20 protein-coding genes are annotated in these 24,690 nt (G+C 48.5%); 14 read left to right on the top strand and 6 right to left on the bottom strand.

The genetic code is table 11. From position 1 onward, the window contains the following. The first annotated feature begins 31 nt into the window (after positions 1-31). The 5 genes from GEV47_RS12880 to GEV47_RS12860 all read left to right on the top strand — a co-directional run bounded on the left by GEV47_RS12880 (position 32) and on the right by GEV47_RS12860 (position 3,616). A complete protein-coding gene (locus GEV47_RS12880) occupies positions 32-1,483 on the top strand; it encodes a bifunctional 2-methylcitrate dehydratase/aconitate hydratase (RefSeq protein ID WP_153235170.1) in 1,452 nt (483 codons plus the stop codon). Positions 1,484-1,573: 90 nt separating this feature from the next. Further along, a complete protein-coding gene (locus tag GEV47_RS12875; RefSeq protein ID WP_153235169.1) occupies positions 1,574-1,873 on the top strand; it encodes a CCDC90 family protein in 300 nt (99 codons plus the stop codon). Between the two features lie 36 nt (positions 1,874-1,909). Then, on the top strand, positions 1,910-2,419 hold the full coding sequence (locus tag GEV47_RS12870; protein ID WP_153235168.1) for an arsinothricin resistance N-acetyltransferase ArsN1 family B: 510 nt from the start codon (positions 1,910-1,912) through the stop codon (positions 2,417-2,419). Continuing rightward, positions 2,416-3,318: a pseudouridine synthase gene (locus GEV47_RS12865; RefSeq protein WP_322741641.1), complete on the top strand. Its 903-nt coding sequence runs from the start codon at positions 2,416-2,418 to the stop codon at positions 3,316-3,318. Before GEV47_RS12870 ends, GEV47_RS12865 begins: the two co-directional genes overlap by 4 nt. 25 nt (positions 3,319-3,343) lie before the next feature. Beyond that, positions 3,344-3,616, top strand: coding sequence for a hypothetical protein (locus tag GEV47_RS12860; protein ID WP_153235167.1), 273 nt, complete (start codon positions 3,344-3,346; stop codon positions 3,614-3,616). A 66-nt stretch (positions 3,617-3,682) separates the two neighbouring features. Here the strand turns inward: GEV47_RS12860 and GEV47_RS12855 are convergent, their stop codons facing one another. Continuing rightward, positions 3,683-4,177, bottom strand: a complete 495-nt coding sequence (locus GEV47_RS12855; RefSeq protein ID WP_153235166.1) for a DUF4124 domain-containing protein — start codon at positions 4,175-4,177, stop codon at positions 3,683-3,685. 212 nt (positions 4,178-4,389) lie between these two features. Between GEV47_RS12855 and guaB the strand changes: the two genes are divergently transcribed. After that, positions 4,390-5,850: an IMP dehydrogenase gene (gene guaB / locus GEV47_RS12850; protein WP_153235165.1), complete on the top strand. Its 1,461-nt coding sequence runs from the start codon at positions 4,390-4,392 to the stop codon at positions 5,848-5,850. Positions 5,851-5,984: 134 nt separating this feature from the next. Next, complete coding sequence (gene guaA / locus GEV47_RS12845) at positions 5,985-7,583, top strand: glutamine-hydrolyzing GMP synthase (RefSeq protein ID WP_153235164.1); 1,599 nt, start codon at positions 5,985-5,987, stop codon at positions 7,581-7,583. Positions 7,584-7,757: 174 nt separating this feature from the next. Here the strand turns inward: guaA and GEV47_RS12840 are convergent, their stop codons facing one another. Then, positions 7,758-8,162 (bottom strand): type 1 fimbrial protein, encoded by a 405-nt coding sequence (locus GEV47_RS12840; protein WP_153235163.1) that lies wholly within the window; start codon positions 8,160-8,162, stop codon positions 7,758-7,760. 398 nt (positions 8,163-8,560) lie between these two features. Next, positions 8,561-10,756, bottom strand: coding sequence for an FUSC family protein (locus GEV47_RS12835; protein ID WP_153235162.1), 2,196 nt, complete (start codon positions 10,754-10,756; stop codon positions 8,561-8,563). A 308-nt stretch (positions 10,757-11,064) separates the two neighbouring features. Between GEV47_RS12835 and kdpF the strand changes: the two genes are divergently transcribed. The 7 genes from kdpF to kdpE all read left to right on the top strand — a co-directional run bounded on the left by kdpF (position 11,065) and on the right by kdpE (position 20,546). Beyond that, entirely contained in the window at positions 11,065-11,154 is a 90-nt protein-coding gene (kdpF, locus tag GEV47_RS12830) for a K(+)-transporting ATPase subunit F (protein WP_153235161.1), read from the top strand. A 1-nt stretch (position 11,155) separates the two neighbouring features. Then, entirely contained in the window at positions 11,156-12,970 is a 1,815-nt protein-coding gene (gene kdpA / locus GEV47_RS12825) for a potassium-transporting ATPase subunit KdpA (RefSeq protein WP_153235160.1), read from the top strand. Positions 12,971-13,052: 82 nt separating this feature from the next. Then, positions 13,053-15,143 carry a potassium-transporting ATPase subunit KdpB gene (gene kdpB / locus GEV47_RS12820; protein ID WP_153235159.1) on the top strand — a complete coding sequence of 697 codons (2,091 nt, stop codon included), beginning with the start codon at positions 13,053-13,055 and terminating at the stop codon, positions 15,141-15,143. 93 nt (positions 15,144-15,236) lie between these two features. Then, complete coding sequence (kdpC, locus tag GEV47_RS12815; RefSeq protein ID WP_228124724.1) at positions 15,237-15,803, top strand: potassium-transporting ATPase subunit KdpC; 567 nt, start codon at positions 15,237-15,239, stop codon at positions 15,801-15,803. Between the two features lie 172 nt (positions 15,804-15,975). After that, positions 15,976-16,815, top strand: coding sequence for a TorF family putative porin (locus tag GEV47_RS12810; RefSeq protein WP_153235157.1), 840 nt, complete (start codon positions 15,976-15,978; stop codon positions 16,813-16,815). Between the two features lie 162 nt (positions 16,816-16,977). Continuing rightward, positions 16,978-19,848 (top strand): DUF4118 domain-containing protein, encoded by a 2,871-nt coding sequence (locus GEV47_RS12805; RefSeq protein WP_228124700.1) that lies wholly within the window; start codon positions 16,978-16,980, stop codon positions 19,846-19,848. Beyond that, on the top strand, positions 19,845-20,546 hold the full coding sequence (gene kdpE, locus GEV47_RS12800) for a two-component system response regulator KdpE (protein WP_153235156.1): 702 nt from the start codon (positions 19,845-19,847) through the stop codon (positions 20,544-20,546). The genes GEV47_RS12805 and kdpE overlap by 4 nt, the downstream gene beginning before the upstream one ends. A gap of 61 nt (positions 20,547-20,607) precedes the next feature. On the opposite strand, the gene GEV47_RS12795 is transcribed toward kdpE, so the two are convergent. The 3 genes from GEV47_RS12795 to GEV47_RS12785 all read right to left on the bottom strand — a co-directional run bounded on the left by GEV47_RS12795 (position 20,608) and on the right by GEV47_RS12785 (position 24,415). Beyond that, positions 20,608-21,384, bottom strand: a complete 777-nt coding sequence (locus GEV47_RS12795; protein ID WP_153235155.1) for an IclR family transcriptional regulator — start codon at positions 21,382-21,384, stop codon at positions 20,608-20,610. A gap of 141 nt (positions 21,385-21,525) precedes the next feature. Next, positions 21,526-22,788 carry a TIGR03862 family flavoprotein gene (locus GEV47_RS12790; protein WP_153235154.1) on the bottom strand — a complete coding sequence of 421 codons (1,263 nt, stop codon included), beginning with the start codon at positions 22,786-22,788 and terminating at the stop codon, positions 21,526-21,528. A gap of 277 nt (positions 22,789-23,065) precedes the next feature. Further along, complete coding sequence (locus GEV47_RS12785; RefSeq protein WP_153235153.1) at positions 23,066-24,415, bottom strand: DEAD/DEAH box helicase; 1,350 nt, start codon at positions 24,413-24,415, stop codon at positions 23,066-23,068. Positions 24,416-24,690 lie beyond the last annotated feature (275 nt).

The following is a 24,690-nucleotide window of genomic DNA, read 5'->3' as shown; positions in this document are numbered from 1 at the left end:
TTAGTCCCTCATCAAATCAATAAGGGAAAAGATGTCTGCACATATCTCCAACGTCCGTCCAAAATTCGACAAAGTGCTAGTCGATATCGTCGATTACGTCACTAAATACAAAATCGTTTCCACGGTTGCTTACGATACGGCGCGTAATTGTTTGATCGACACCTTGGGTTGTGGTCTGGAAGCGTTGGAATATCCTGCGTGCAAAAAATTAATGGGCCCGATTGTACCGGGGACAGTGGTGCCGAATGGGGCCAAAGTGCCCGGCACCCAATTTCAATTAGATCCGATTCAAGCCGCCTTTAACATCGGGATAATGATACGTTGGTTGGATTTTAACGATACCTGGCTGGCAGCAGAGTGGGGTCATCCTTCCGATAATCTGGGTGGCATTTTGGCGACTGCCGATTGGTTGTCGCGCAATGCAGTGGCCGGCGGTAAGAGGCCTCTGACGATGAAAACTGTCTTGACCGGCATGATCAAGGCACATGAAATTCAAGGGTGTATCGCGCTTGAGAATTCGTTCAACAAAGTCGGGCTGGATCATGTCGTGCTGGTCAAAGTGGCATCCACTGCGGTGGTTGCAGAGATGATGGGATTGACGCGTGAAGAAATACTCAACGCCGTGTCTTTGGCATGGGTCGATGGGCAGGCATTGCGCACTTATCGACATACCCCGAATACCGGCTCACGCAAATCATGGGCAGCCGGTGACGCAACATCACGCGCAGTGCGTTTAGCGTTGATGGCGAAGACCGGCGAGATGGGTTATCCATCTGTATTGACGGCAAAGAGCTGGGGTTTTTATGACGTCTTATTCAAAGGTCAGCCATTTAAATTCCAACGTAAGTACGAATCCTACGTGATGGAAAATGTCTTATTTAAAATTTCCTTCCCTGCAGAATTTCATGCGCAAACTGCGGTAGAAGCGACGATGACCGTGCATCAGCAATTGGCTAAAGCCGGTAAATCGGTTGATGACATCAAGAAAATCACGATCCGTACCCATGAAGCTTGTATTCGCATCATTGATAAAAAAGGGCCGTTGAATAATCCAGCTGACCGTGATCACTGCATACAATATATGGTTGCCGTGCCATTGATTTTTGGCCGGCTGACTGCGTCTGATTATGAAGACAACATCGCAGCAGATAAACGCATTGATGTGCTGCGCGACAAAATCGTCTGTGTTGAGGATGTCGCGTTCAGCAAGGATTATCACGATCCTAAAAAACGTTCAATCGCCAATGCGTTGACGGTTGAGTTCAACGACGGCAAAAAACTCAAAGAAGTCGCGGTTGAATATCCGATCGGTCATGCGCGTCGCCGTAAAGAAGGCATCCCGCTATTGGAAGCGAAATTCAAAATCAATTTGGCGCGTCAGTTCCCCAGTAAACAACAGCAAAAAATTCTGGAAGTATCTTTAGATCAGAAGAAGTTGGAAGCGATGGCGGTGCATGAATATGTGGATTTGTATGTGATTTAAGTCATCGCTGATGGGCATCCGTTGTTAAAATATTCATGCTCAGATATTGTCATACACCATGATAAAATCAAAAGCATTGGAGATTTACATATGGCAGCCGTCACATTTGATACTTTGAAGTTTGTTAAGACGCTGGAAGCCGCAGGTGTTCCTGCGTCACAAGCCGAAGCTTTTTCCGATGCCGTCCGTGATTCACATGAGGCGGTGGATGTTGCTACGAAACGTGATGTCGATGATCTGCGAAAAGATGTGCGTAAAGATATTGACGTACTACGATTCGATATGGATTCCAAGTTCGAGAAATTGGAGCTTCGCTTAACGATAAAACTCGGTACTATTGTTGTATGTGCCCTCGGTGCTTTTACAGCACTGTCAAAATGGATCGCCTGATCGTTCACCTTTAACGTCCCTGCAGCAAACTATCCCATGCAAACTATCATTCGCCCCGCATCTATCGCCGATGCTGAAGCCATTTGCCATATTTATAATCACTACGTATTAAATACTTCCATTAGTTTTGAATCGGACGTTGTGTCGACACAGGAAATGGCGCAGCGGATAACTGAAGTCACTGCAACATATTCGTGGTTGGTGTGCGTTCAGGATGAACGGATTGTCGGCTATGCCTACGCCAGCAAATGGCGCGTGCGCGCAGCGTATCAGCATGCGGTTGAAAGCTCCGTCTACCTGGCGCACGACGTTGGTGGAAAAGGTTTTGGGTCATTGTTGTATCGTGCTTTGATCGAAGAGTTAAAAAAACTGCGCTTGCCAATTCATACCGTGATCGGTGGCGTTGCGCTGCCTAATGCTGGCAGTGTTGCGTTGCACGAGAAGTGTGGTTTTGAAAAAGTTGCTCATTTTCGAGAAGTCGGAAAAAAATTCGGCAAATGGATTGATGTCGGTTATTGGCAGCTAGTGTTGCAACCGCAATCGTGACGTCGCAAAAATCATCGTTAACGCCATTGCCGGTTGTGGATGGAGTCGCGCCAAGTTATCTGTGGCTGCCGGTGGGAGAATGGCCAGACTTGTTGGCGTTTTTAACGCAGCGTTTCCCGGCAATTTCCAGTGATACCTGGATTGCACGTATGGAAAAAGGCGAAGTAGTGGATCAGTATGGCGTCCGGTTGCTTCCTGAAACGCCATATCATCGGGGGACTTGTATATTTTATTATCGTGAACTGGATGCAGAAACCGTTATTCCTTTTGAGGAAACGATTCTGTATCAGGATGAACGTTTGTTAGTCGCCGATAAACCCCATTTTTTACCGGTGATTCCAACCGGGCGGTTTTTGCATGAGACTTTGCTGGTACGCCTGAAAAAGAAAACCGGATTGATCAATTTGACGCCAATTCACAGGCTGGATCGTGAAACTGCCGGCGTGGTCATCTTTTCTCATGACATTGCTACACGCGGTGCTTATCAATCATTGTTTCAACAAAGAGTGGTGGAGAAAGTGTACGAGGCAGTAGCGGCGACCATACCTGATATGGTATTGCCGATGACGTATCGCAGCCGCATGGTCGACGGCACGCCTTTTTTCCGCATGCAAGAAGTACCCGGCGAGCCGAACTCTGAAACACGGATTTCCGTGATTGAACGACGTGAAGAAAATAGCTTGTATTGCTTACAGCCGTTGACCGGAAAAAAACATCAATTAAGAGTGCACATGGCGGCATTAGGCATGCCGATCATGAATGATGCTTTTTATCCAGAAGCAAAGCCATGCAAGGGCGACGACAATTCGGCGCCACTGAAATTATTAGCGCGTGCAATAGCATTTGACGATCCGGTGACAGGTAAGCGCATGCATTTTGCAAGCGATAGAACATTGTAGTTTGATTAAAGATATGGAGAAACAAATGGCATCCAGCGGCAGATCAACCAGAGCAGCAACCGCAGTGGAGCGGCTTAACGCGCGCAGCGAGGGTGTGCGTTATTCGATGGCGCGCACCGGTGATCAATTGTTTTATCTCACACAAAATGCAGGTGATGAACCGGCGATTCGTCTTTGCGATGCGCTGGACCTGGATGGCTTCGTGCAATTTGTGAATGCCTATGGGCCACAAAAGCCCAAGCGGATTAGTAAATTGGATGTGGCTTTTGAGAAGCAATTGCAGAAAAAAGAAAAATGAATTTGAAAAAATACCGCGCCATCTTGAAAACTGGCGCGGTATTGGTTTTAAGCTACCGATCTAAACTTAACCCTTGCACTCACTCAATATCTGCTGGTTATCTCGCGATGCCTGTGCGCGTTGATTGTCGTCGAGAAAACTGCGCTGACCATTTGCATCGGTTTGCACTAGTCGTATGCCGGAATCGAGACTCCGTTGATAAGCCTGTGCATGCGCACAATTTTGCGCTTTATCTTGGGCTAGCTTTGCATCGGCATCGGCTTTTTTATTTTTTTCTGCTAATTCATCCTGGCGTTTGCGAAAAGCCGCATCTTGTTCCGCCAATGTCGGCGTCGTTTTATCTGTAGCCTTACTCGCGCCTTTGTTGTCATCGTCGCTTGCGCCGGAAAAATCACCTTGCAAAGTACGAACGTTTTTGACATGGGCAGAGGTTGGCGGCGGCATATCTGAATATTGTTTATGGCCATTTTCGTCCACCCATGCGTATTGGGCTAGGGCTGCACTGCTGATGCAAAGCAGGGAAGTGGCGATCAAAAAATGTTGCAAGCGTAATACGGTCATTTCAGTCCTTGCTCTGCTAAAAGGGATAAAAAAGTGATTTAAGGCAATGTTTAGTGATTCTCCATGGTTTGCTCAACATGTCAATCAGTTAAGGGCATTTTTTAAGCGAATTAAAGCATTAAATTTCGTGAAAGCAGCAAAAACCTTGCGCAACTCAATGACGCGTTATTCAAATTTCTGTATAATTTGCTTTTGCGCCTATAGGAAAAACTATGCGTTTAGTTCAAAATGCACTCACATTCGATGATGTGCTCTTAGTTCCAGCTTATTCTGACATCCTCCCTAAAGACACCACTCTTAAGACTCATTTGACGCGCAATATCGTGTTGAATATTCCACTTTTGTCTGCTGCAATGGACACAGTGACAGAGGCGCGTTTGGCGATCGCCATGGCGCAAGAGGGCGGTATCGGTATCATTCACAAAAATTTGACCGCGCAAGAACAAGCGCGTGAAGTTTCCAAGGTCAAGCGTTTTGAGTCCGGCGTGGTACGTGATCCGATCACGATTCCACCGACCATGAAAATTCGCGAAGTGATTGCCTTGTCAGAACAGCATGGCATCAGCGGCTTTCCGGTAGTCGAAGGTAAGAATCTGGTCGGTGTTATCACCAACCGCGATCTGCGCTTTGAAGAAGAACTGGATGCTGAAGTGCGTGCCAAAATGACACCGCGTGACCGTTTGGTCTACGTTCAGGATGGTGCCAATCTGGAAGAGGCTAAGCGCTTAATGAATAAGCACCGCCTTGAACGCGTGATGGTGGTTAACGATGCATTTGAATTGCGTGGTTTGATTACCGTCAAGGATATCCAGAAATCGACTACCCATCCGCTCGCTTCAAAAGACAGCCAAGGCAAACTGCTGGTTGGTGCTGCAGTCGGTGTCGGTGTTGATAACGAAGAACGCATCGATCTGTTGGTGAAAGCCGGTGTGGACGTGATCGTGGTTGATACTGCGCACGGCCATTCCAAAGGCGTACTGGATCGCGTCAAATGGGTTAAAGAAAAGTATCCTCAGGTTGATGTCATCGGCGGCAATATTGCTACTGCTGCCGCAGCGTTAGCATTGGTTGCGCATGGTGCTGACGGTGTTAAAGTCGGTATCGGCCCGGGTTCGATTTGTACCACCAGGATAGTCGCTGGTGTCGGCGTTCCGCAGATTTCTGCTATTGCTAACGTCGCTGAAGCACTCAAGGGCACAGGCGTGCCAGTGGTTGCTGATGGCGGTGTGCGCTTTTCTGGTGACATCGCCAAAGCGATCGCCGCCGGTGCTTCAACCGTCATGATGGGCAGTATGTTTGCCGGTACAGAAGAAGCGCCGGGCGAAGTGATTTTGTTCCAGGGCCGCAGCTATAAATCATATCGCGGCATGGGTAGTCTGGGTGCGATGTCGGATGGCTCTGCTGACCGCTATTTCCAGGACTCTGCTAACAAAGCTGATAAGTTTGTACCAGAAGGTATTGAAGGTCGTGTTCCTTACAAAGGCAGCGTATTGACCATTCTGTATCAAATGATTGGTGGCATGCGTTCTTCCATGGGTTACTGTGGCTGCGCGACGATAGAAGATATGCAGAATAAAGCTGAGTTCGTCCAAATTACTTCCGCTGGTATGCGCGAATCGCATGTGCATGATGTGCAGATTACCAAGGAAGCACCGAACTATCGGACAGAATAATAAAGTTTTTATTTTTTGAAACTGCATAGCATTCTGCGCCACGTCTGGTTTACCAACGTGGCGTTTTTCGTTTATCGCATCGCTTTTTGAACCATTATTAGTTTTTTTCTGATTCTCTTACTAAGGCATTTGTCATGTCCTCACATTCAAAAATCCTCATCCTCGATTTCGGTTCTCAAGTGACCCAGCTAATCGCTCGCCGTGTACGCGATGCCGGTGTCTTTTCTGAAGTCTATCCTTATGATGTCAGCGACGAATTCATTCGTAACTACGGCGCATCCGGAGTGATTTTATCGGGCGGTCCAAACAGCGTTACCGATGGTGATACGCCACGTGCCCCGCAAGCTGTGTTTGAGTTGGGCGTGCCGGTATTTGGTATCTGTTATGGCATGCAAACCATGGCGGAACAACTCGGTGGTCAGGTTGAAATGGGCAAGGTACGTGAATTCGGTTATGCCGAAGTACGTGCTCGTGGCCATACTGCGCTGCTAAAAGATATCAGTGACTTCATCACACCTGACGCGCATGCGATGCTGAAAGTATGGATGAGTCACGGCGACAAAGTGACGCATATGCCTGCTGGCTTCAAACTCATGGCGTCGACACCAAATTGCCCGATCGCGGGTATGGCCGATGAAGAACGCAGATTTTACGCGGTTCAGTTTCACCCGGAAGTCACGCACACTGTGCAAGGCGAAGCGATGATCAAACGTTTTGTCATCGACATTTGCGGCTGCAAAGCGGATTGGAATATGCCCGATTATATTTCCGAAGCGGTCGAATCCATACGTCAGCAAGTTGGTGACGATGAGGTCATACTCGGCTTGTCCGGCGGTGTCGACAGCAGCGTTGCGGCAGCCTTAATTCACCGTGCAATTGGCGATAAACTCACTTGCGTATTTGTCGATCACGGTTTGCTGCGTCTGGACGAAGGCAAAATGGTGATGGAGATGTTTGCCCAAAACCTCGGCGTCAAGGTGATTCACGTCGACGCCACTGCACAGTTCATGGGGCATCTGGCGGGTGTCACCGATCCAGAAGCCAAACGTAAAATTATTGGTCGCGAATTCGTCGAAGTTTTCCAGGTTGAATCTGCCAAACTGAAAAATGCGAAGTGGTTAGCACAAGGCACGATTTACCCTGACGTGATCGAAAGCGCTGGAAAAGGTAAAAAAGGCGCGCACACTATTAAGAGCCATCACAACGTCGGCGGCTTGCCGGAAACATTGAATCTGAAATTGTTGGAACCTCTACGCGAATTATTTAAAGACGAGGTTCGCAAGCTCGGTGTAGCGCTTGGCCTGCCACATTCCATGGTGTATCGCCATCCGTTCCCAGGCCCAGGTTTGGGCGTACGTATTTTGGGTGAAGTGAAAAAAGAATTTGCAGATTTACTGCGACGCGCCGATGCGATTTTTATCGAAGAATTGCGTAGCACCATAGAAGAAAATGGTGGTGAAGAACCACGATCATGGTACGACAAAACCAGCCAGGCATTCGCCGTATTCTTGCCAGTCAAATCCGTTGGCGTGATGGGGGATGGTCGTACATATGAATACGTAGTTGCATTGCGTGCAGTACAAACGCAGGACTTCATGACAGCACATTGGGCGCATTTGCCGCACGAACTGTTGGGCCGCGTGTCGAATCGCATCATCAACGAAGTGCGCGGGATTAATCGTGTGGTGTACGATATTTCTGGGAAGCCACCTGCGACGATTGAGTGGGAATGATTTGATGTCTAGCATTAGCTAGCATGCAAAAGTAGAACGTCCAAAAAAGCCCGCTTAAATGCGGGCTTTTTTATTTGGATCCGGCGGTTGCATAAAGTAGAGGGACGAGCGTAGCGATACTCGTTGGCGTTTGTTCCTGTAAATGACGGATATCGTTACGCACCCATCCTACGGTTAGAGATAAGTTACAGTCATCACTACCGGATCAGTTTTCCCGGAAGAGTTTTTCTCACCATTGGCAATAACGTTTAACGATTTTTGACCTGAAAATTGCAGGTTGACGCGCTGCATCTGGTCTTTTGAAAGTGCTTTGCCACCTTGCGTTAGAGTGACATTCGACAAAGCTGGTCCAGCAGCGTTTTTCGCGTTATTAAAAGATATGTCGAAAGCGGCTGGGCGAGGGCAGTTGGCATTGATAGTATTAGCTGATTGTTCTGTCGCAGCAGTATCGAAAGTACATGGAGACTCAACAATGCGGCCGCTAAAATGAATAGTTCCACCGGGCGCTGAAGCGGCAAAGGCAATGGATGTCGTTGCAATAAATGCCGTGGCAATGATAGTACGTGCGATTAGTTTCATGCTTGCTCTCCAAAGTGACATGAGAGGAAAACTCTCAGATGTACAGGGATGCAGAATTTATAGCTCTGTAAATGTATTGCTTGGCTACTTGATTACTTGCAGCTCTATGTTGCATTGCATAGATAACGGCAAACTCATCTGAATAGTTATGGCAGTACATCTAACAACGATAAAAAATCGCACCCTATATAGTTCCATATGGAAACATAAAAATTGCTTGGTATCAATTAACTTCGCACGTAAATATCACCACATTTTTTTGTAAATGTGAATGTTAAATTAATGAAATGTGAGATCGAAAATATCTCTAGGAGACGGGAAGTTTGATTTAACAAAAAAGCCCGATTTGAAGAAAATCAAATCAGGCTTTTGATGTTGTAAAAAATCGTTGTTAACTATTATGGAGTGTGCAAAATGCGTCCGATTTCAGCGCTGCGTACTACTATCTTGTCGGCATCGAGATAAAGTTGAGCGATACGTCGTTGTAATGGCCACCATCCTGACCAGGCGACGCATTCCTCTGTCGCTGGATTCATCATCGTGTTTGTTGGCTCCGGCGTTATTGTCGATGGAGTAGTCGAAGTTGATGCGGAAGCTGTCTTACGCATTAACGCATGTTCTGCTTGTTTCAATGATGCGCAAACATATGAAGTCGCTTGTTCTATTTGCGCATTAATTACTGCCTGCGGAACATCCAAATCATAACGGCGCAACAGCAAGCGCAGCCCCGCCATATGCGCCATCACCAAATAATTTTGGACGATTAATTGATTCAATTCTTCTACTGCACGTTGCTTACTGACGGGTTCATCGAGCATCCGTACCAGCGTGCCGATTAAATCGGCAATACTGTCGAGGAAGCGTTTGCGGTTGACGCGATAAATAAAATCGTCCGGGGTTTCGCCGCGCAACATGGCATTGCCTGCTTTTAGAAAGCCTTGATTACTTTGCAGCGTGCGGCGAATCAGCTGTGGCAAGGTGCGATATTCCCAGCTCGGTAGCACAAAGCTGCAAGCGGTTGCGATGGCTGCGCCTATCATTGTGTCAAGCAGGCGCTCGCCAATTACAGCACTACTGCTCGGTATCACTAAATTAATCTGCAATAAAATTTGGATACTGGCCGCAATCGCGGTGTAACGATATTTGATGTAAATAAACGCCGGTGCTGCCACCGTTGCGACAAATAACAAACCAAGCAGGGCGATGGGTTCATGCACAAATTGCAGAATTAACGCGGTCGCTACGCAACCGATCAAGGTACCAATCAGACGATCGACACGGCGTTGTTTGGTTTGGCTGAAACTCGGTTTAAGGATAATCGCAATCGTCAATACGACCCAGTAACCATGCGATGCGTACGGTAAATGATCCGCGATAAGCAAGCCCAGCATGATGGCCAGCGCAGCACGCAAGGCAAAACGAAAGACCGGCGATTCCCAGCGCAAATTTTGAATCAATACGCCCAGCCGATATTTTTGTTGCGTCAGGAACGGTGTCATATCCGCCCCTAGCATTTTAGGCATGTCGCTCTGCACGCCTTGCGTCGCCAGATGCAGTTTGTCGATAATGTCGAGGGTGTCGCGGACTTTGCTATAGGCTACGCGGACTATATCTAATGTTTCATCCGCCATTTTTCCCGCTAATCCATCTTGCTGTAATTGCTGCATTTCGATTTCAAGTGAGCGCAATTCTGCTTTGTAACTGATGGTGGTAAATGCCGGACGCTTACGAGTAATGGCATACGCAATGGTTTCAATATCCTTGGCCATCTTGTTGATCAAATCGCGCAAATAGATCAGCACGTCAGCATCGGCAAAATGATGACGTAGCAGAGCGTATTCGGTTTGTGTCGACAAGATATGCTCATACAGATCGAACATCACAAAATGCACTTGCAGCAAAATCTTGTCTTGTTCAGTCTGGACATCTCGCAATACCAGGTCGCGCGATGCTTGCTGTTTTTCCGCTAAGATGATTTGCTGACGTACCAGCCGATTAAACTGGCTATTCAAGTCAACATGGATATCGTAAAAATCAGCCTTGATATCAATATAACGTGCCAGCTCAAACAACGCTTCCGCCAATATTTGTTGTTTGACCCGATGGCGCAAAAACCACGACACCGTCATCGAATAAGCCAGATAAACCAAACCGCCGACCAGGAAAAATCCGGTATGGAAAAACGCCTGCGATACCGATACCGCATTTTCCATCGACAACACCATCGCAAAAAGTGCCGAAAACTGCAAAGGCATCGCTTTTTTTCCATACACCAGCATCATGCAGGCTAAAAAAGTCACCAGCACCAACACAGCGGATAGCAGCAAATGAAACGGTGCACACAGGCTGACGATCAACGTAACGATAGTGCATAGCAACACGCTAGCGAACATTTCATTGAACTTATGTCGTAGCGGACTTGGCAAATCCATAAAACTGGTCGACAGCGCACCGATACAAATGGTCATCGCTGTCGTTAAATCCGTGTAGGGAAGCACCAGCATGGTCAACCCAACGACGCCGACTGCAATGCGTAGCCCGGTATAGAAATAATGGCTATAAATGAACGTGCGCAGGTCTAGGGCGTAGTGCATAGATGGTAGCGGTGGCTGTCGAAGTACGAAAGTGTACCGCGTTTGCGCATCAAAATCCGTGTCTTTTCGGCAAATATTGGATAAATGCCAATCTTCATTTTTACACTTTGTTTACACCCCATCCCCATCTCTTTACACCATTTTTAGAACGCTCTCGATAACATTGCACAGTTGGAATTATTCAATTTGTGTAACGTGGAGATCGCAATGGACTTGCTAATGGATGCAATTTTCATCGGAGGCATCGCTGTATTTTTGGCTTTGACCTGGGGTTTGGTGGTTGGTTGTAAAAAGTTAGAGGAGCGGAAATGAATCCGTTTTATGTGTTGGGCGCGGTGGTAACCGTAGCGTTGCTGGTTTATCTGGTTGTTGCGTTATTGAACGCGGAGGATTTTTAGAATGACTACCCAATCTGTTCTGCTATTAGTCGCCTTTTTGGCGGTGCTATTAGCATTGAGTTATCCACTGGGTAAATTTATCGTACACGTTGCTGGTGATGGCGCGGTTCCTGGTTTTGGCTGGTTTGCACGCGTTGAGCGCGGTTTGTATCGCGTTGCTGGTATTCCTAAAGTCGGTGCCGAGAACGGCGAAATGGGCTGGAAGCATTACGCAATTGGCTTGTTGATTTTCAATACAGTCGGTGCTTTGTTCGTTTACGTGCTACAGCGCTTCCAAATCTGGTTGCCGTTGAATCCACAACATTTTGTAAACGTATCTCCTGATTCTTCTTTTAATACAGCAGTGAGTTTTATCACTAACACCAACTGGCAAGGCTACGGCGGCGAAAGCACGATGAGCTACTTGACACAGATGTTGGCATTGGCGGTGCAGAACTTCCTGTCGGCAGCGACAGCGATTGCAGTAGCGTTTGCATTGATTCGGGGTTTTTCACGTCATTCAGCACAATCCGTCGGTAATTTCTGGCGCGATCTGACCCGTTCGACGGTGTACTTGTTGTTGCCACTGTCTCTGATTTTTGCGACGTTTTTGATGGCGCAAGGTGTGATCCAGAATTTCGATTCTTATAAAGATGCGACCTTGACGCAATCGTTGACCTATCAACAGCCTAAAAACGGCCCCGATGGTCAACCATTGAAAGATGCTAAAGGCGAGCCAGTAATGGAAACCTTGACCACACCAACGCAGCCGTTGGCGATGGGACCGGTAGCATCGCAAGAAGCGATCAAGATGATTGGTACCAATGGTGGTGGATTCTTCAATGCGAACTCCGCACATCCATATGAAAATCCAACACCGCTGACTAACTTCTTCCAGATGATCGCGATCTTTTTGATTCCGGCTGCGCTGTGTTTCACCTTTGGTTTTATGGTGGGCGATATCCGGCAGGGTTGGGCCGTATTGGCGGCGATGACGGTGATTTTCGTCGCGATGACGCTAGTGGTGTTGTATGCCGAACAGCAGGGGCATCCGGGTATCAGTGCTTTGGGTGTAGATCAATCGGCCAGCTTGATGCAGTCGGGCGGCAATATGGAAGGTAAGGAAACCCGCTTCGGTATCAGTGCATCAGCCTTGTTCGCAGCAGTGACTACGGCCGCCTCTTGCGGTGCAGTGAACGCGATGCATGACTCCTTTACTGCGCTCGGTGGCATGGTGCCGTTGGCATTGATGCAAATGGGTGAAGTGGTATTTGGGGGAGTGGGTTCCGGTCTTTACGGCATGCTGATATTTGCCATCATGTCAGTGTTTATCGCTGGTTTGATGATAGGACGTACGCCGGAATATTTAGGCAAGAAAATTCAAACGTTTGAAATGAAGATGACAGCGATTGCGATTTTGGCGGTGCCACTGTTAGCTTTGGGCGGTACAGCGATTGCGGTGATGTCGACCGCAGGGCTGGCTGGTCTTGCTAATCCGGGTGCGCACGGTTTTACCGAAATTCTGTATGCCTTTACTTCGGCAGCGAACAATAACGGCAGTGCATTTGCCGGGTTATCAGCAAACACACCGTTCTACAACATTGCCCTGGCGGTTGCGATGTGGTTTGGTCGTTTTGTTCCTATCGTTGCTGTATTGGCGATTGCCGGTTCGCTGGCGTCTAAGAAGCGTATCGCCGTCACCTCGGGCACGATGCCAACGCATGGACCGTTATTTGTCGCGTTGTTGGTGGGTGTCGTACTGCTGGTAGGTGTGCTCAATTATGTGCCGTCATTAGCACTGGGACCGATAGTCGAACATTTACAGATATTTCATTAACTGACTTGCTTCCTTCTCCCGCTTGCGGGGGAGGGAGTAAAAAAGTGAATCATCAATTTGAAATTCAAGATCAAGGAACATCATGTCACGCACTAATTTGAAGTTGTTCGATTCCGCGCTGTTAGGTCCGGCTATCGTTGCTTCGTTTAAAAAACTCAGTCCACGGGATCAATTACGTAATCCTGTCATGTTTGTGGTGTATATCGGCAGCATACTCACCACGTTATTGTTTTTCCAAGCCTGGTTTGGCAAGGGTGAAGCCAGCCCTGCATTTATTTTGGCGATTTCTATCTGGCTCTGGTTCACGGTATTGTTTGCTAACTTTGCCGAAGCTTTGGCAGAAGGACGCAGCAAAGCGCAAGCAGAATCACTGCGTGCGTTGAAACAAACGGTGATGGCAAAAAAGTTAGACAAACCAAATGCACCAAAGGGTAATGTCAGTGACTGGACGGTTGCCTCGGCCACTACCTTGCGTAAAGGTGATGTCATCTTGATCGAAGCCGGCGATGTAGTGCCGGTCGATGCGGAAGTTATCGAAGGCGTCGCATCCGTAGATGAAAGTGCCATTACCGGTGAATCAGCACCCGTTATTCGTGAGTCTGGCGGCGATTTCTCTGCGATTACGGGCGGTACACGCGTATTGTCCGATTGGCTGGTAGCACGCGTCGCCGTTAATCCCGGTGAAGCCTTTTTGGATCGCATGATCGCCATGGTGGAAAGCGCTAAGCGCCAAAAAACACCGAATGAAATTGCATTGACGATTTTGTTGGTGGCGTTGACGATTGTGTTCTTATTGGTGACGGTAACGTTGCTGCCATTTTCGCTGTATAGCGTGACCGCCGCTAAAGTCGGTGTGCCAATTACGATTACCGTCTTGGTGGCATTGTTAGTGTGTTTGATTCCGACCACGATCGGTGGTTTGTTATCGGCGATTGGTGTGGCGGGCATGAGTCGTATGATGCAATCGAATGTGATTGCGACTTCTGGCCGTGCGGTGGAAGCGGCTGGTGACGTGGACGTATTGTTGTTGGATAAAACCGGCACCATCACACTCGGTAATCGTCAGGCATCTACTTTTATTCCTGCACCAGGCGTCACTGAGCAGCAATTGGCGGACGTTGCGCAATTGGCGTCATTGGCAGATGAAACACCAGAAGGCCGCAGCATCGTGGTGCTGGCAAAACAGCGCTTCAACATCCGTGAGCGCGAAATGAGTTCGTTGCACGCTGAGTTTGTGCCATTTACAGCACAAACCAAAATGAGTGGTGTCAACATCGGCACAGGTTCGAACATTCGTGCTATCCGCAAAGGTTCGTCTGAAGCATTGAAGAAATATGTTGAATCGCTAGGTCAAGCATTTCCACCAGAAGTCGCGTTGAATGTGGATGATGTTGCTCGTCGCGGTAGCACTCCATTGGTAGTCGTTGACGGTGGTGTGGTGATGGGCGTGGTCGAATTGAAAGACATCGTCAAAGGCGGTATCAAGGAACGTTTTGCAGAGTTGCGTCAGATGGGTATCAAAACCGTGATGATTACCGGTGACAATCGCTTGACCGCTGCAGCGATTGCGGCAGAGGCTGGTGTTGATGACTTCCTGGCTGAAGCGACACCTGAAGATAAACTCAAATTGATCCGTTCTTACCAATCGGATGGCCGTATGGTGGCGATGACGGGCGATGGCACTAACGATGCGCCAGCCCTGGCACAAGCCGATGTTGCGGTTGCGATGAACAGCGGTACGCAAGCGGCGAAAGAGGCCGGCAATATGGTGGATCTGGATTCCAATCCGACCAAATTGTTAGAGATCGTCGAAATCGGCAAACAGATGTTGATGACGCGCGGTGCATTATCAACGTTTTCGATTTCCAATGACGTGGCTAAATACTTTGCGATTATTCCGGCTGCATTTGTCACTACTTACCCACAATTGGGTGCGCTTAATGTGATGCATTTGGCTAGTCCATCTTCGGCAATTATGTCCGCGGTGATTTTTAATGCATTGATTATCGTGGCCTTGATTCCATTGGCTTTGAAAGGTGTGAAATATCGTGCAGTGGGTGCAGCTTCGCTGTTACGTCGTAATCTGCTGATATACGGCCTGGGCGGGATTATCGTGCCATTTATCGGTATTAAAGCGATTGACATGTTGTTGTCCGTTCTTCATTTGGTATAGGAATTTTTCATGAAATCCTCATCTACATCTTTAGCATCACCAGCTTTAGCAACAAATAAAAAGGCAGCGGCAGTAACTAGTGCAGCAACCCCGATGTTGCGTCCGGCGTTGGTATTATTTGCCGCATTAACTTTGGTTTGTGGCGTGTTGTATCCGGTGGTTGTAACGGGTATTGGTAAGCTGGCTTTCCCCGATCAGGCAGCAGGCAGTTTGATCGTGAAAGATGGCAAAGTAGTCGGTTCACGCCTGATTGGCCAGGAGTTTTCAGATCCTAAATACTTCTGGGGACGCGTATCCGCAACTAGCCCAATGCCTTACAACGCGACTTCTTCCGGCGGTTCTAATTTCGGTCCAAGCAATCCTGCCTTGATGGATGAAATCAAAGGACGTATCGCAGCTTTGAAGGCTGCCGATCCTGGCAACACCAAAGCAATTCCAGTCGATCTGGTTACTTCGTCGGGTAGTGGCCTTGACCCGGAAATCAGCTTGGCTGCGGCGTATTACCAGGCCGATCGGGTTGCGCGTGAACGTAAAGTCAGCGTCGATGCTGTGCGCGGAGAAATCAATGCACATCAAATGGTGCGTTACTTCGGCTTCTTCGGCGAGCCACGAGTTAATGTATTAGAGCTTAATTTAGCGTTGGATAAATTAGCTAAATAAGCCATGTTGGTTGGGCTGCTCAGCCCAACCAACCGCTCTGTCAATACGCAAAATCTGCGTAAAAAATAGTCATCGTTTGTTCCTGTTCGATTTGACGACATTTGTCGTTGGGTATTGTTGCGCCCATATAAAAGCACTTATTAATAAAAATTTTATTAGAGCATTGTTCATTATGAAAAAAATCATTATTGCTTCAGCAATTATCTCGACTTTTGCCACATCGTTTTCTTATGCACAAGAAGCGCAGACTGTTGCTCAGCCGGCGGCTACGGCAACAGAGCCAGCCGTAGCTGTTGTCGATGTACCGCTAACTTCAACCGGCGTAACGTCTGCAGCCCCGGCAACTGCTGCAGTTCCGGACAATGCAGTTACTTTTAATATCGGTGCCGTTTCAGATTATCGCTTCCGTGGCATTTCCCAAACACGTTTAATGCCAGCCTTGCAAGGAGGTGCCGATTATGTCAATAATCCAACTGGATTCTATGCCGGTACATGGCTGTCCACATTGAAGTGGATAAAAGACAGTGGTGGTCATGACAATATTGAATGGGATATCTACGGCGGAAAGAAAGGGAATATTACGACGGATTTGACATACGATATCGGTGTACTTAACTATGTCTATCCTTCAAACGACTTGCCTACAAATGCCAATACAACTGAAATTTATGGTCAGCTGGGTTATGGACCGGCCTACATTAAATATTCAAGTTCGGTAACCAATCTGTTCGGTTTCGCGAATAGCAAAAATAGTGGTTACCTGGATATTGGTGCAAACATTGATGTGACTAATGGTTACACACTTAATCTGCATGCAGGTCATCAAACCGTTAAAAACAATTCTGCTTCTAGCTACAACGACTGGAAAGTGGGAGTTACCAAAGATTTCGGCTTTTTATCTGCCAGCCTCGCTGTAATTGGTACGGATACAAAAAACTATGTGGGACCAAGTCCAGATATGAAAAACCTGGGTAAAACAGCGTTAAATCTGAACCTTACCAAGACTTTTTGATTGAATAGAAAAATCTGTTAAACGCGACAGCGACTCTACTGTCGCGGCATAATCAAGAAACCAGGCATCGCTTAATTCAGATATTTTTGAATAAGTGATTGCTTGGTCTTTGTTTACCTGCATTTGTGTTGATAATAGCCATACAATCATGAGCAATAGCGCATGACTTATATCGCTGATAAAACCTTACATCCACCTATGTCATCAAACTATCCAAACAAAGACCAACGTCCTGACCCCGATGCTTTGTTAGCGCGTATGCAAGCGGAACAGATCGCTATTGCGCGCGGCAAGTTACGGATTTATTTCGGTGCTTCGGCAGGTGTTGGCAAGACTTACGCCATGCTTCGGGCAGCGCATGCCTTGGTTGCAGAAGGCCGTGAAGTACTAGCGGGCGTGATCGAAACGCATGGTCGGGTGGACACGGCAGCATTGCTGGCAGGTTTGGAGATATTGCCTTTAAAGCAGATTAGCTATCGGGATAAGCAACTTCCGGAATTTGATATCGATGCCGCGTTAGAGCGTCATCCTTCATTGATCTTGATGGATGAACTGGCGCATTCCAACGCGCCGGGCTCTCGCCATCCTAAACGCTGGCAAGACGTTGAAGAATTGCTGAGCGCCGGGATCGATGTCTTTACAACGCTTAATGTGCAGCATCTGGAAAGTCTGAATGACGTAGTTGGTGGTATTACCGGTATTCGGGTTGCAGAAACACTACCCGACACGGTGTTTGATCATGCCGATGAAGTGGTGCAGGTGGACGTACCCGCGGATGAGTTACTGGCGCGTTTGCGACTGGGGAAAGTGTACAAGCAGGCGCAGGCGGAGCGTGCGTCACAGAATTTTTTCCGTAAAGGGAATTTGATTGCATTGCGCGAATTAGCCTTGCGCCGCACGGCGGACAGGCTGCAGGGTGATGTCCAGGCATATCGCATTGAGAAATCGATCGGCACCGTCTGGCAAACTGATAGTGAGTTATTGGCCTGTGTCGGTCCATCGCCGGACGCGGAACACGTAATCCGCAGTACGGCCAGATTGGCGCGTCAATTGAATTCTGAATGGCGTGCCGTTTATGTGGAAACGCCAAGCTTGCAGCGTTTGTCGTCAGCCAAGCGTGAAGCGATTTTGGAAAACTTAAAGTTGGCGCAAAATTTGGGTGCGACCACGGCCGTATTGTCTGGTGGTGATGTCGCCACGGTGATCACCGATTTTGCGCGTGGCCATAATATTTCTAAAATATTGATAGGCCGTACGCATAAAAACATTACCTGGCGAACGTTATTTTCTTTTTTGAAAATCAATTATGCGGCACGAATCGCGGCGCACGCGGAAGATATTGATTTGATAGAAATCGGCCATCCGGTCATTCGAGCCAGTAGTAAGCAAGAAAAAGCCGATAATAGCGGCAAACACACCATAGATCTTTCAGTAACCAAACCGACAAAAATATTTAGTCGTTCCAGTAGTTGGGGATATGTCTGGGCCGTTGGCGTATGCGCGTTAGTGACATTATTGGCGACACCGATTACGCCGTATTTTGATCTGGCAAATATTGTGATGCTGTATTTATTGGCAGAGGTGTTGATCGCGATTCGTTTTGGTCGAGGTCCCGCGATTTTGGTGGCTCTGCTGAGTATCGCGTCCTTCGATTTCTTTTTTGTGCCACCGCGTTATTCATTTGCGGTCAGCGATTTTCAATATTTACTCACCTTTGGCGTGATGCTGGCGGTGGGGTTGACGATCACCCATTTAACCACCGGTCTGCGTTATCAGGCACGCGTGGCGTCCTATCGTGAAAGCCGTTCGCGTGCTTTGTTTGAATTTTCGCGCGAACTGTCAGGGGCACTACAAACCGAGCAGGTTTTTGATATTAGCCGTAAATTTTTGCAACGTTCCTTCAATGCGCAGACTTTGTTGCTGGTGCCTGACTTGAATGACCGCTTGCACCTGGCAGAGTCGCGTGATGAGGTTCCTGATGCGCAGGACATTCACGCTTCATTTGATATGGGCATTGCGCAGTGGGCGTTTGATAATGCTAAAAATGCCGGGATAGGGACGGACACCTTGCCCGCTAGTCCCTACCTTTATTTGCCGCTGGTAGCACCGATGCGCACGCGCGGCGTGCTGGCGATTTTGCCGCATAGTCGACGCTGGATACTGATTCCGGAACAGCAACAACAGCTGTACACATTTGCGGCATTGGCAGCGATTGCGTTGGAGCGTGTGCATTATGTTGAAGTGGCGCAGGATGCCTTAGTGCGTATGGAGTCGGAGCGTTTGCGCAATTCGCTGTTGTCAGCTTTATCGCATGATTTACGTACACCATTGACGGCGCTGGTCGGCCTGTCGGAGTCGCTGGTCATTAGTAAGCCGCCTTTGGCGCAGAACGCACAAACGCTGGCGACCGCGCTGCACGACGAAGCATTGCGCATGAGCGCGCTGGTCACCAATTTGCTGGATATGGCAAGGATACAAAGCGGCGAAGTGAAATTGAATTTGCAGTGGCAACCGTTTGAAGAAGTGGTCGGCAGCGCCTTACGTGCCAGTTCTTCGCTATTGCATGGGCATATTGTGGAGACGCACGTTGCGCATGATTTACCACTGGTACGATTTGACGCAACTTTAATTGAACGCGTGTTATGTAATTTGTTGGAAAACGCCGCCAAGTATGCGCCAATTCAGGCAGCAATCACATCTGCACTCCCGGCTGGACGATCTGCCGCACTCATCGGCTTGTCTGCAGTGGTAATGGGGCGATTTTTAGCTGTGACGGTGTCAGATCACGGACCTGGTATCCCCGCAGGAATGGGCGATGCCATCTTTGAAAAATTTACACGCGGCGAGCGCGAATCGGCCAAACCTGGTGTTGGTCTTGGCTTGGCGATTTGTCGTGCAATTGTAGAAGCGCATGACGGAACTATCAGCGCAAAAAACGGATCAGATGGCGGTGCGGAATTTACTTTCACCATTCCTTTGGGCACACCACCGAGCATGCCAGAACCTGAAGATATAGAGAGACCCATAGCATGACAGCACAAACCACTCCGGTAGCAATTCTGGTCGAAGACGAGCCACAGATCCGTCGCTTTGTACGCGCCGCGTTGGAGGCCGAGGGCTGGCATATTTTCGAGGCGGATACGCTACATCGCGGTTTGATTGACACCGGTACACGCCAACCAAATTTGATTGTGCTCGATCTTGGATTGCCGGACGGCGACGGCATTGATTTTATTATCGATGTGCGGAAATGGTCAAAAGTCCCAATCATCGTGTTATCTGCGCGTGTCAGCGAGACGGAAAAAATCAGAGCGCTGGATGCGGGTGCCGATGATTATCTGATCAAACCTTTTGGCGTCGGCGAGTTAATGGCAAGGGTGCGTGCGACATTGCGACGTCAGCACCAACCTTCATTGGATGCCGATGGCCTAATTCGTTTTGGCGACGTAACACTCGATCTGCAAGCCAGATTAGTTACTAAAGCGCAGCAGCAAGTGCATTTGACGCCGACGGAATATCGCCTGCTTTCAGTGCTGGTGGCGAATGCGGGCAGGGTGGTCACGACACCGCAATTGCTACGTGAAGTGTGGGGGCCATCGCATTCGGAAAGCGGTCATTATCTGCGAATTTACATGGGGCATTTACGGCAGAAACTGGAGGATGATCCGACTCAGCCTAAACATTTGCTGACTGAAACGGCGGTGGGATATCGGATTGTGTTGTCTGCTTAAATACAAATAGATAGTCCAGTTAATTGCGCTGGACTATCTAATTTATCTATTCGACCAACATTTATTCGTTGTACCCCAACATCGCCGAAATCTGATGCGCGGTGCTGACCAAGTCTTCCACCCATTCATCTTGCAAACGATCTGCAGGCGCTGAAATTGACAAGCCGGCAACCAGTTTTCCGCTATCGTCTCGGATGCCTGCGGCCATGCAGCGCACGCCTAATTCCAATTCTTCATTATCTCGGGCATAACCCAACGAGCGAACCAGACTCAATTCGCGTTCCAACTTAGTCAAATCGGTGATGGAATTTTTATTATGGCCCGCTAAGCCTGTGCGCGTGGCGTAAGAGCGTACTAGTTTTGGATCATCTATCGACAGAAAGAGCTTGCCGGTCGACGTCAGATGTAGCGGCGCACGGCCACCGATTGCACGGACAACCTGCATGCCCGAGCGCTCAGAAAATGCGCGGTCAATGTAGATGATTTCATCACTTTGACGCACAGACAGATTAACGGTTTGGTTGGTTTTGCGATGCAGAGCACGCATGAAATCAAGCGCCGCTTCACGTACATTGAGACGGCTTTTGACGACATTGCCAAGCTCTAGCAAGCGCATGCCTAGCCGATATGTACCTGGTTCGGAACGATCAACTAAACGCTTGAGTACCAGATCACTCAATATTCTATGGGCGGTGGAAGGATGCAATCCGGTCGCTGCTGAGAGGTCTTTCAGACTGACCGGATCGGGCGCGAGCGCAAGCGTATCCAATAACGATGTCATGCGCTCGATAACTTGTATCGAGGTTTTTTCAGACGTGTCAGGTGTTGCAGTTTTCATCTGTGTTTATATTTCTTTAATGTTATTTCTATGCAAAACAAGCGATGATTTTTCTATATGATGTTATATCATAATGTGAAAAATTGCGGAATGCTCTGCGCATAAATGACAAGATACATATTGATAAATAACAACAAATAATTAAGATTCTCTTGATTTCAGCCAGGTCAGCACACCTTGCGCGGCATGCCGGCCCGTCGCAAAACAGGCGGTTAATAAATAGCCGCCGGTTGGCGCTTCCCAATCCAGCATTTCACCAGTGCAAAATACTCCGGGTACGGCATTCAACATCAAATCGTGATTGAGCGCTTCAAATGGCACGCCGCCAGCGCTACTGATAGCTTCGTCGATTGGTCTTGCTGCGATGAGTGTGATTGGCAGGGCTTTGATTGTGTTGGCGAGTTGTTCCGGGTCGTTAAAGTCATCCATCGCGCATTCACGTAACAGGCCAATTTTGACGCCTTTTAAGCCGAGACGGCTTTGTAAATGGCTGGACCAGGAGCGGGCGCCGCGCGGGCGAGATACTTCATCGGCGACACGTTGCAGTGACCAGTCAGGTAATAAATCGAGGTGTATGCGCGCGCTGCCGTGACTGGCGATGCGGTCACGCAGTTGTGCAGAGATCGCATAAATTAAACTGCCTTCCACGCCGTCGGCACTGATGATGAATTCGCCTTGCTTGCGGTAGATGGTGGTTTTGTCTGCAGTTCCCTCCGCAGTTTCGCTCATGTCGGGCAAGCTAATTGCGACCGACTTCAAATGATTGCCGGCAAAGCGCTCTTGAAAATAAGCGCTCCAGTCAACGTTGAAGCCGCAGTTGGATGGACGTAAGGGGGCGACTGTGACGTGGCGCTGCTCCAGGAATGGAATCCAGCTACCGTCGGAACCCAGACGTGCCCAACTGCCGCCGCCAAGCGCTAATACGACAGCATCGGCCGAGGCGGTTATCGCTCCATCTGGCGTCGCAAATATCAGTTGTTGTGCGTTGTCCCAACCTTGCCAGCGATGACGCATATGAAACGTTACACCGGCCTGGCGCAGCCGTTGTAGCCACGCGCGCAATAAAGGAGCGGCTTTCATGTCGGATGGAAAAACTCGCCCGGAGCTGCCGACAAAGGTATCTATGTTCAACGACTGCACCCAGTCACGTAGCGCTGCCGGGTTGAAGTTGTTGATGATAGGTGTCAAATCTTCCTGGCGTTCAGCGTAACGCGTTAAAAAATCGGGTAACGGTTCTGAGTGCGTCAGATTCATGCCACCTTTACCGGCGAGCAAAAATTTCCTGCCAACCGATGGCATCGCATCGTAGAGATGAACCTCTGCACCATTGTTACTTAGTACTTCTGCCGCCATTAAGCCTGCGGGACCACCGCCGATGATGACGACTTTGTGAGAGTTGAGCATAGGGTAGTTGTATGCCGAATGATTTGTTTAAAAGGTTTAAGTAATACCAAATAATCGACTTGAAAATATCGCCGTCATCCTCGCGAACGCGGGGATCCAAGTTACGTAACATGGATTCCCGCATTCGCGGCAATGACGAGGGTATTTGCAAAAAATGTCTGGCCCTACTTATGCAATGCGTTTTGCGTAAATTCTAATAGATATTAAAAAGCCGTTCGTGCTAACTAACCCGAACGGCTTTTGTCACAAATAGGATATTAAATCCTGACCTGATTACTTATCGACCACGACCACCCGAGCGGCGTGGTGCTGATGGCTTAGCATTACCGCCGCCGAAGCCGCTTCGCGCTGGGCCAGCTGGTTTAGCGCCAGGTGCTTTGCCTTGACCACTACGTTGACCCTGTGAACGACCGCCACCGCCGCCATGACCGCGTCCACCGCCGGCACTGCGCAGCTGGATCGGTTGTGGCTTAGCATTCGGATCGGGAATAAATCCGTCAATGATTTCTTTGGGCAGTTCACGTTTAATGAATTTTTCGATGTCCTTCAACATTTGCAGTTCATCGACGCAGACTAGCGATACCGCTTCACCACTGGCGCCGGCACGACCTGTGCGACCAATGCGATGCACATAATCTTCAGGGACGTTAGGTAAGTCGTAGTTGACTACGTGTGGCAACTGATCGATATCAATCCCGCGTGCAGCGATGTCGGTGGCGACCAGCACTTGCAAGCTACCGTCTTTAAATTCAGATAGCGCTTTGGTGCGGGCAGCCTGGCTCTTATTGCCGTGAATTGCCATCCCGCTGATTTCATCTTTTGCCAGCTGTTCCACCAATTTATTGGCGCCGTGCTTGGTGCGAGTGAAAACCAGCACTTGCGACCATTGATGGGTTTTGATCAGATGGGCTAATAAAGGATGTTTTTTATCGCGATCAACCGGATGCACCTTTTGCTGAATCACTTCAACAGTGGAATTGCGACGTGCCACTTCTATCATGGCAGGTGAGTCGAGCAAGTTATCCGCAAGGGCTTTAATGTCGTCGGAGAAGGTCGCAGAGAACAGCAAGTTCTGACGCTTCTTCGGCAATACCGCCAGAATTTTTTTAATGTCACGGATGAAGCCCATGTCCAGCATGCGATCTGCTTCATCCAATATCAGGATTTCTACGTGTGTCAAATTGACTGTACCTTGTTGCATATGGTCCAGCAAACGACCAGGTGTACAGACCAGAATATCGACACCGTGTTTCAATAATTTAATTTGTGGGTTGATGCCAACACCACCAAAAATCACGGCCGATGTAAGCGGTAGATATTTACCATACACGCGCACGCTTTCTTCAACCTGTGCAGCCAATTCACGCGTCGGCGTCAAAATCAGTGCGCGAATAGGGCGCTGTGATCCTGATCCAGTTGGCATGCTTGCTGCAGTAGCCAGGCGATGTAGTAATGGCAAAGTAAAGCCGGCAGTTTTGCCGGTGCCGGTCTGTGCACCTGCCAGTAAGTCACCGCCAGCTAGCACGGCAGGAATCGCCTGCGCCTGAATGGGGGTAGGGGTGGTGTAACCGTGTTCGGTAATAGCACGAACAATGGCTTCGGACAAACCGAGTTCAGAAAATAACATGGGGACTCTATAGAGGAATATCGGCCTGTCGTCACAGAAGGACGCCAGTCGCAGGCAAACGGATTAACGGATGGGTGTTGTCGAAATGATTAACCCTGACAGCGGTATTTGACTGGTGAATCACCGTGCCGGGGCAGAGTATAACAGTGACAGCCAGAAGTTAAGCAATTCTGATTGGATTATTAATTTTTGTTACACAAAAAATAGCAGTCGCATGTTATGCCTAGCCATAAGTTATCCGCCGTCATTCCCGCGAAAGCGGAAATCCATTTTCC

This window comes from Glaciimonas soli, from assembly GCF_009497155.1.
GTDB classification, from domain to species: Bacteria; Pseudomonadota; Gammaproteobacteria; order Burkholderiales; family Burkholderiaceae_D; genus Glaciimonas; species Glaciimonas soli.
Note: the sequence above shows the minus strand (reverse complement) of the source record. Positions and strands in the feature narration are given on the sequence as shown.

Coding starts and splice junctions, on each gene's coding strand:
- GEV47_RS12880 (WP_153235170.1), top strand. CDS start 32: ATGTCTGCACATATCTCCAACGTCCGTCCAAAATTCGACAAAGTGCTA.
- GEV47_RS12875 (WP_153235169.1), top strand. CDS start 1,574: ATGGCAGCCGTCACATTTGATACTTTGAAGTTTGTTAAGACGCTGGAA.
- GEV47_RS12870 (WP_153235168.1), top strand. CDS start 1,910: ATGCAAACTATCATTCGCCCCGCATCTATCGCCGATGCTGAAGCCATT.
- GEV47_RS12860 (WP_153235167.1), top strand. CDS start 3,344: ATGGCATCCAGCGGCAGATCAACCAGAGCAGCAACCGCAGTGGAGCGG.
- GEV47_RS12855 (WP_153235166.1), bottom strand. CDS start 4,177: ATGACCGTATTACGCTTGCAACATTTTTTGATCGCCACTTCCCTGCTT.
- guaB (WP_153235165.1), top strand. CDS start 4,390: ATGCGTTTAGTTCAAAATGCACTCACATTCGATGATGTGCTCTTAGTT.
- guaA (WP_153235164.1), top strand. CDS start 5,985: ATGTCCTCACATTCAAAAATCCTCATCCTCGATTTCGGTTCTCAAGTG.
- GEV47_RS12840 (WP_153235163.1), bottom strand. CDS start 8,162: ATGAAACTAATCGCACGTACTATCATTGCCACGGCATTTATTGCAACG.
- GEV47_RS12835 (WP_153235162.1), bottom strand. CDS start 10,756: ATGCACTACGCCCTAGACCTGCGCACGTTCATTTATAGCCATTATTTC.
- kdpF (WP_153235161.1), top strand. CDS start 11,065: ATGAATCCGTTTTATGTGTTGGGCGCGGTGGTAACCGTAGCGTTGCTG.
- kdpA (WP_153235160.1), top strand. CDS start 11,156: ATGACTACCCAATCTGTTCTGCTATTAGTCGCCTTTTTGGCGGTGCTA.
- kdpB (WP_153235159.1), top strand. CDS start 13,053: ATGTCACGCACTAATTTGAAGTTGTTCGATTCCGCGCTGTTAGGTCCG.
- kdpC (WP_228124724.1), top strand. CDS start 15,237: ATGTTGCGTCCGGCGTTGGTATTATTTGCCGCATTAACTTTGGTTTGT.
- GEV47_RS12810 (WP_153235157.1), top strand. CDS start 15,976: ATGAAAAAAATCATTATTGCTTCAGCAATTATCTCGACTTTTGCCACA.
- GEV47_RS12805 (WP_228124700.1), top strand. CDS start 16,978: ATGACTTATATCGCTGATAAAACCTTACATCCACCTATGTCATCAAAC.
- kdpE (WP_153235156.1), top strand. CDS start 19,845: ATGACAGCACAAACCACTCCGGTAGCAATTCTGGTCGAAGACGAGCCA.
- GEV47_RS12795 (WP_153235155.1), bottom strand. CDS start 21,384: ATGAAAACTGCAACACCTGACACGTCTGAAAAAACCTCGATACAAGTT.
- GEV47_RS12790 (WP_153235154.1), bottom strand. CDS start 22,788: ATGCTCAACTCTCACAAAGTCGTCATCATCGGCGGTGGTCCCGCAGGC.
- GEV47_RS12785 (WP_153235153.1), bottom strand. CDS start 24,415: ATGTTATTTTCTGAACTCGGTTTGTCCGAAGCCATTGTTCGTGCTATT.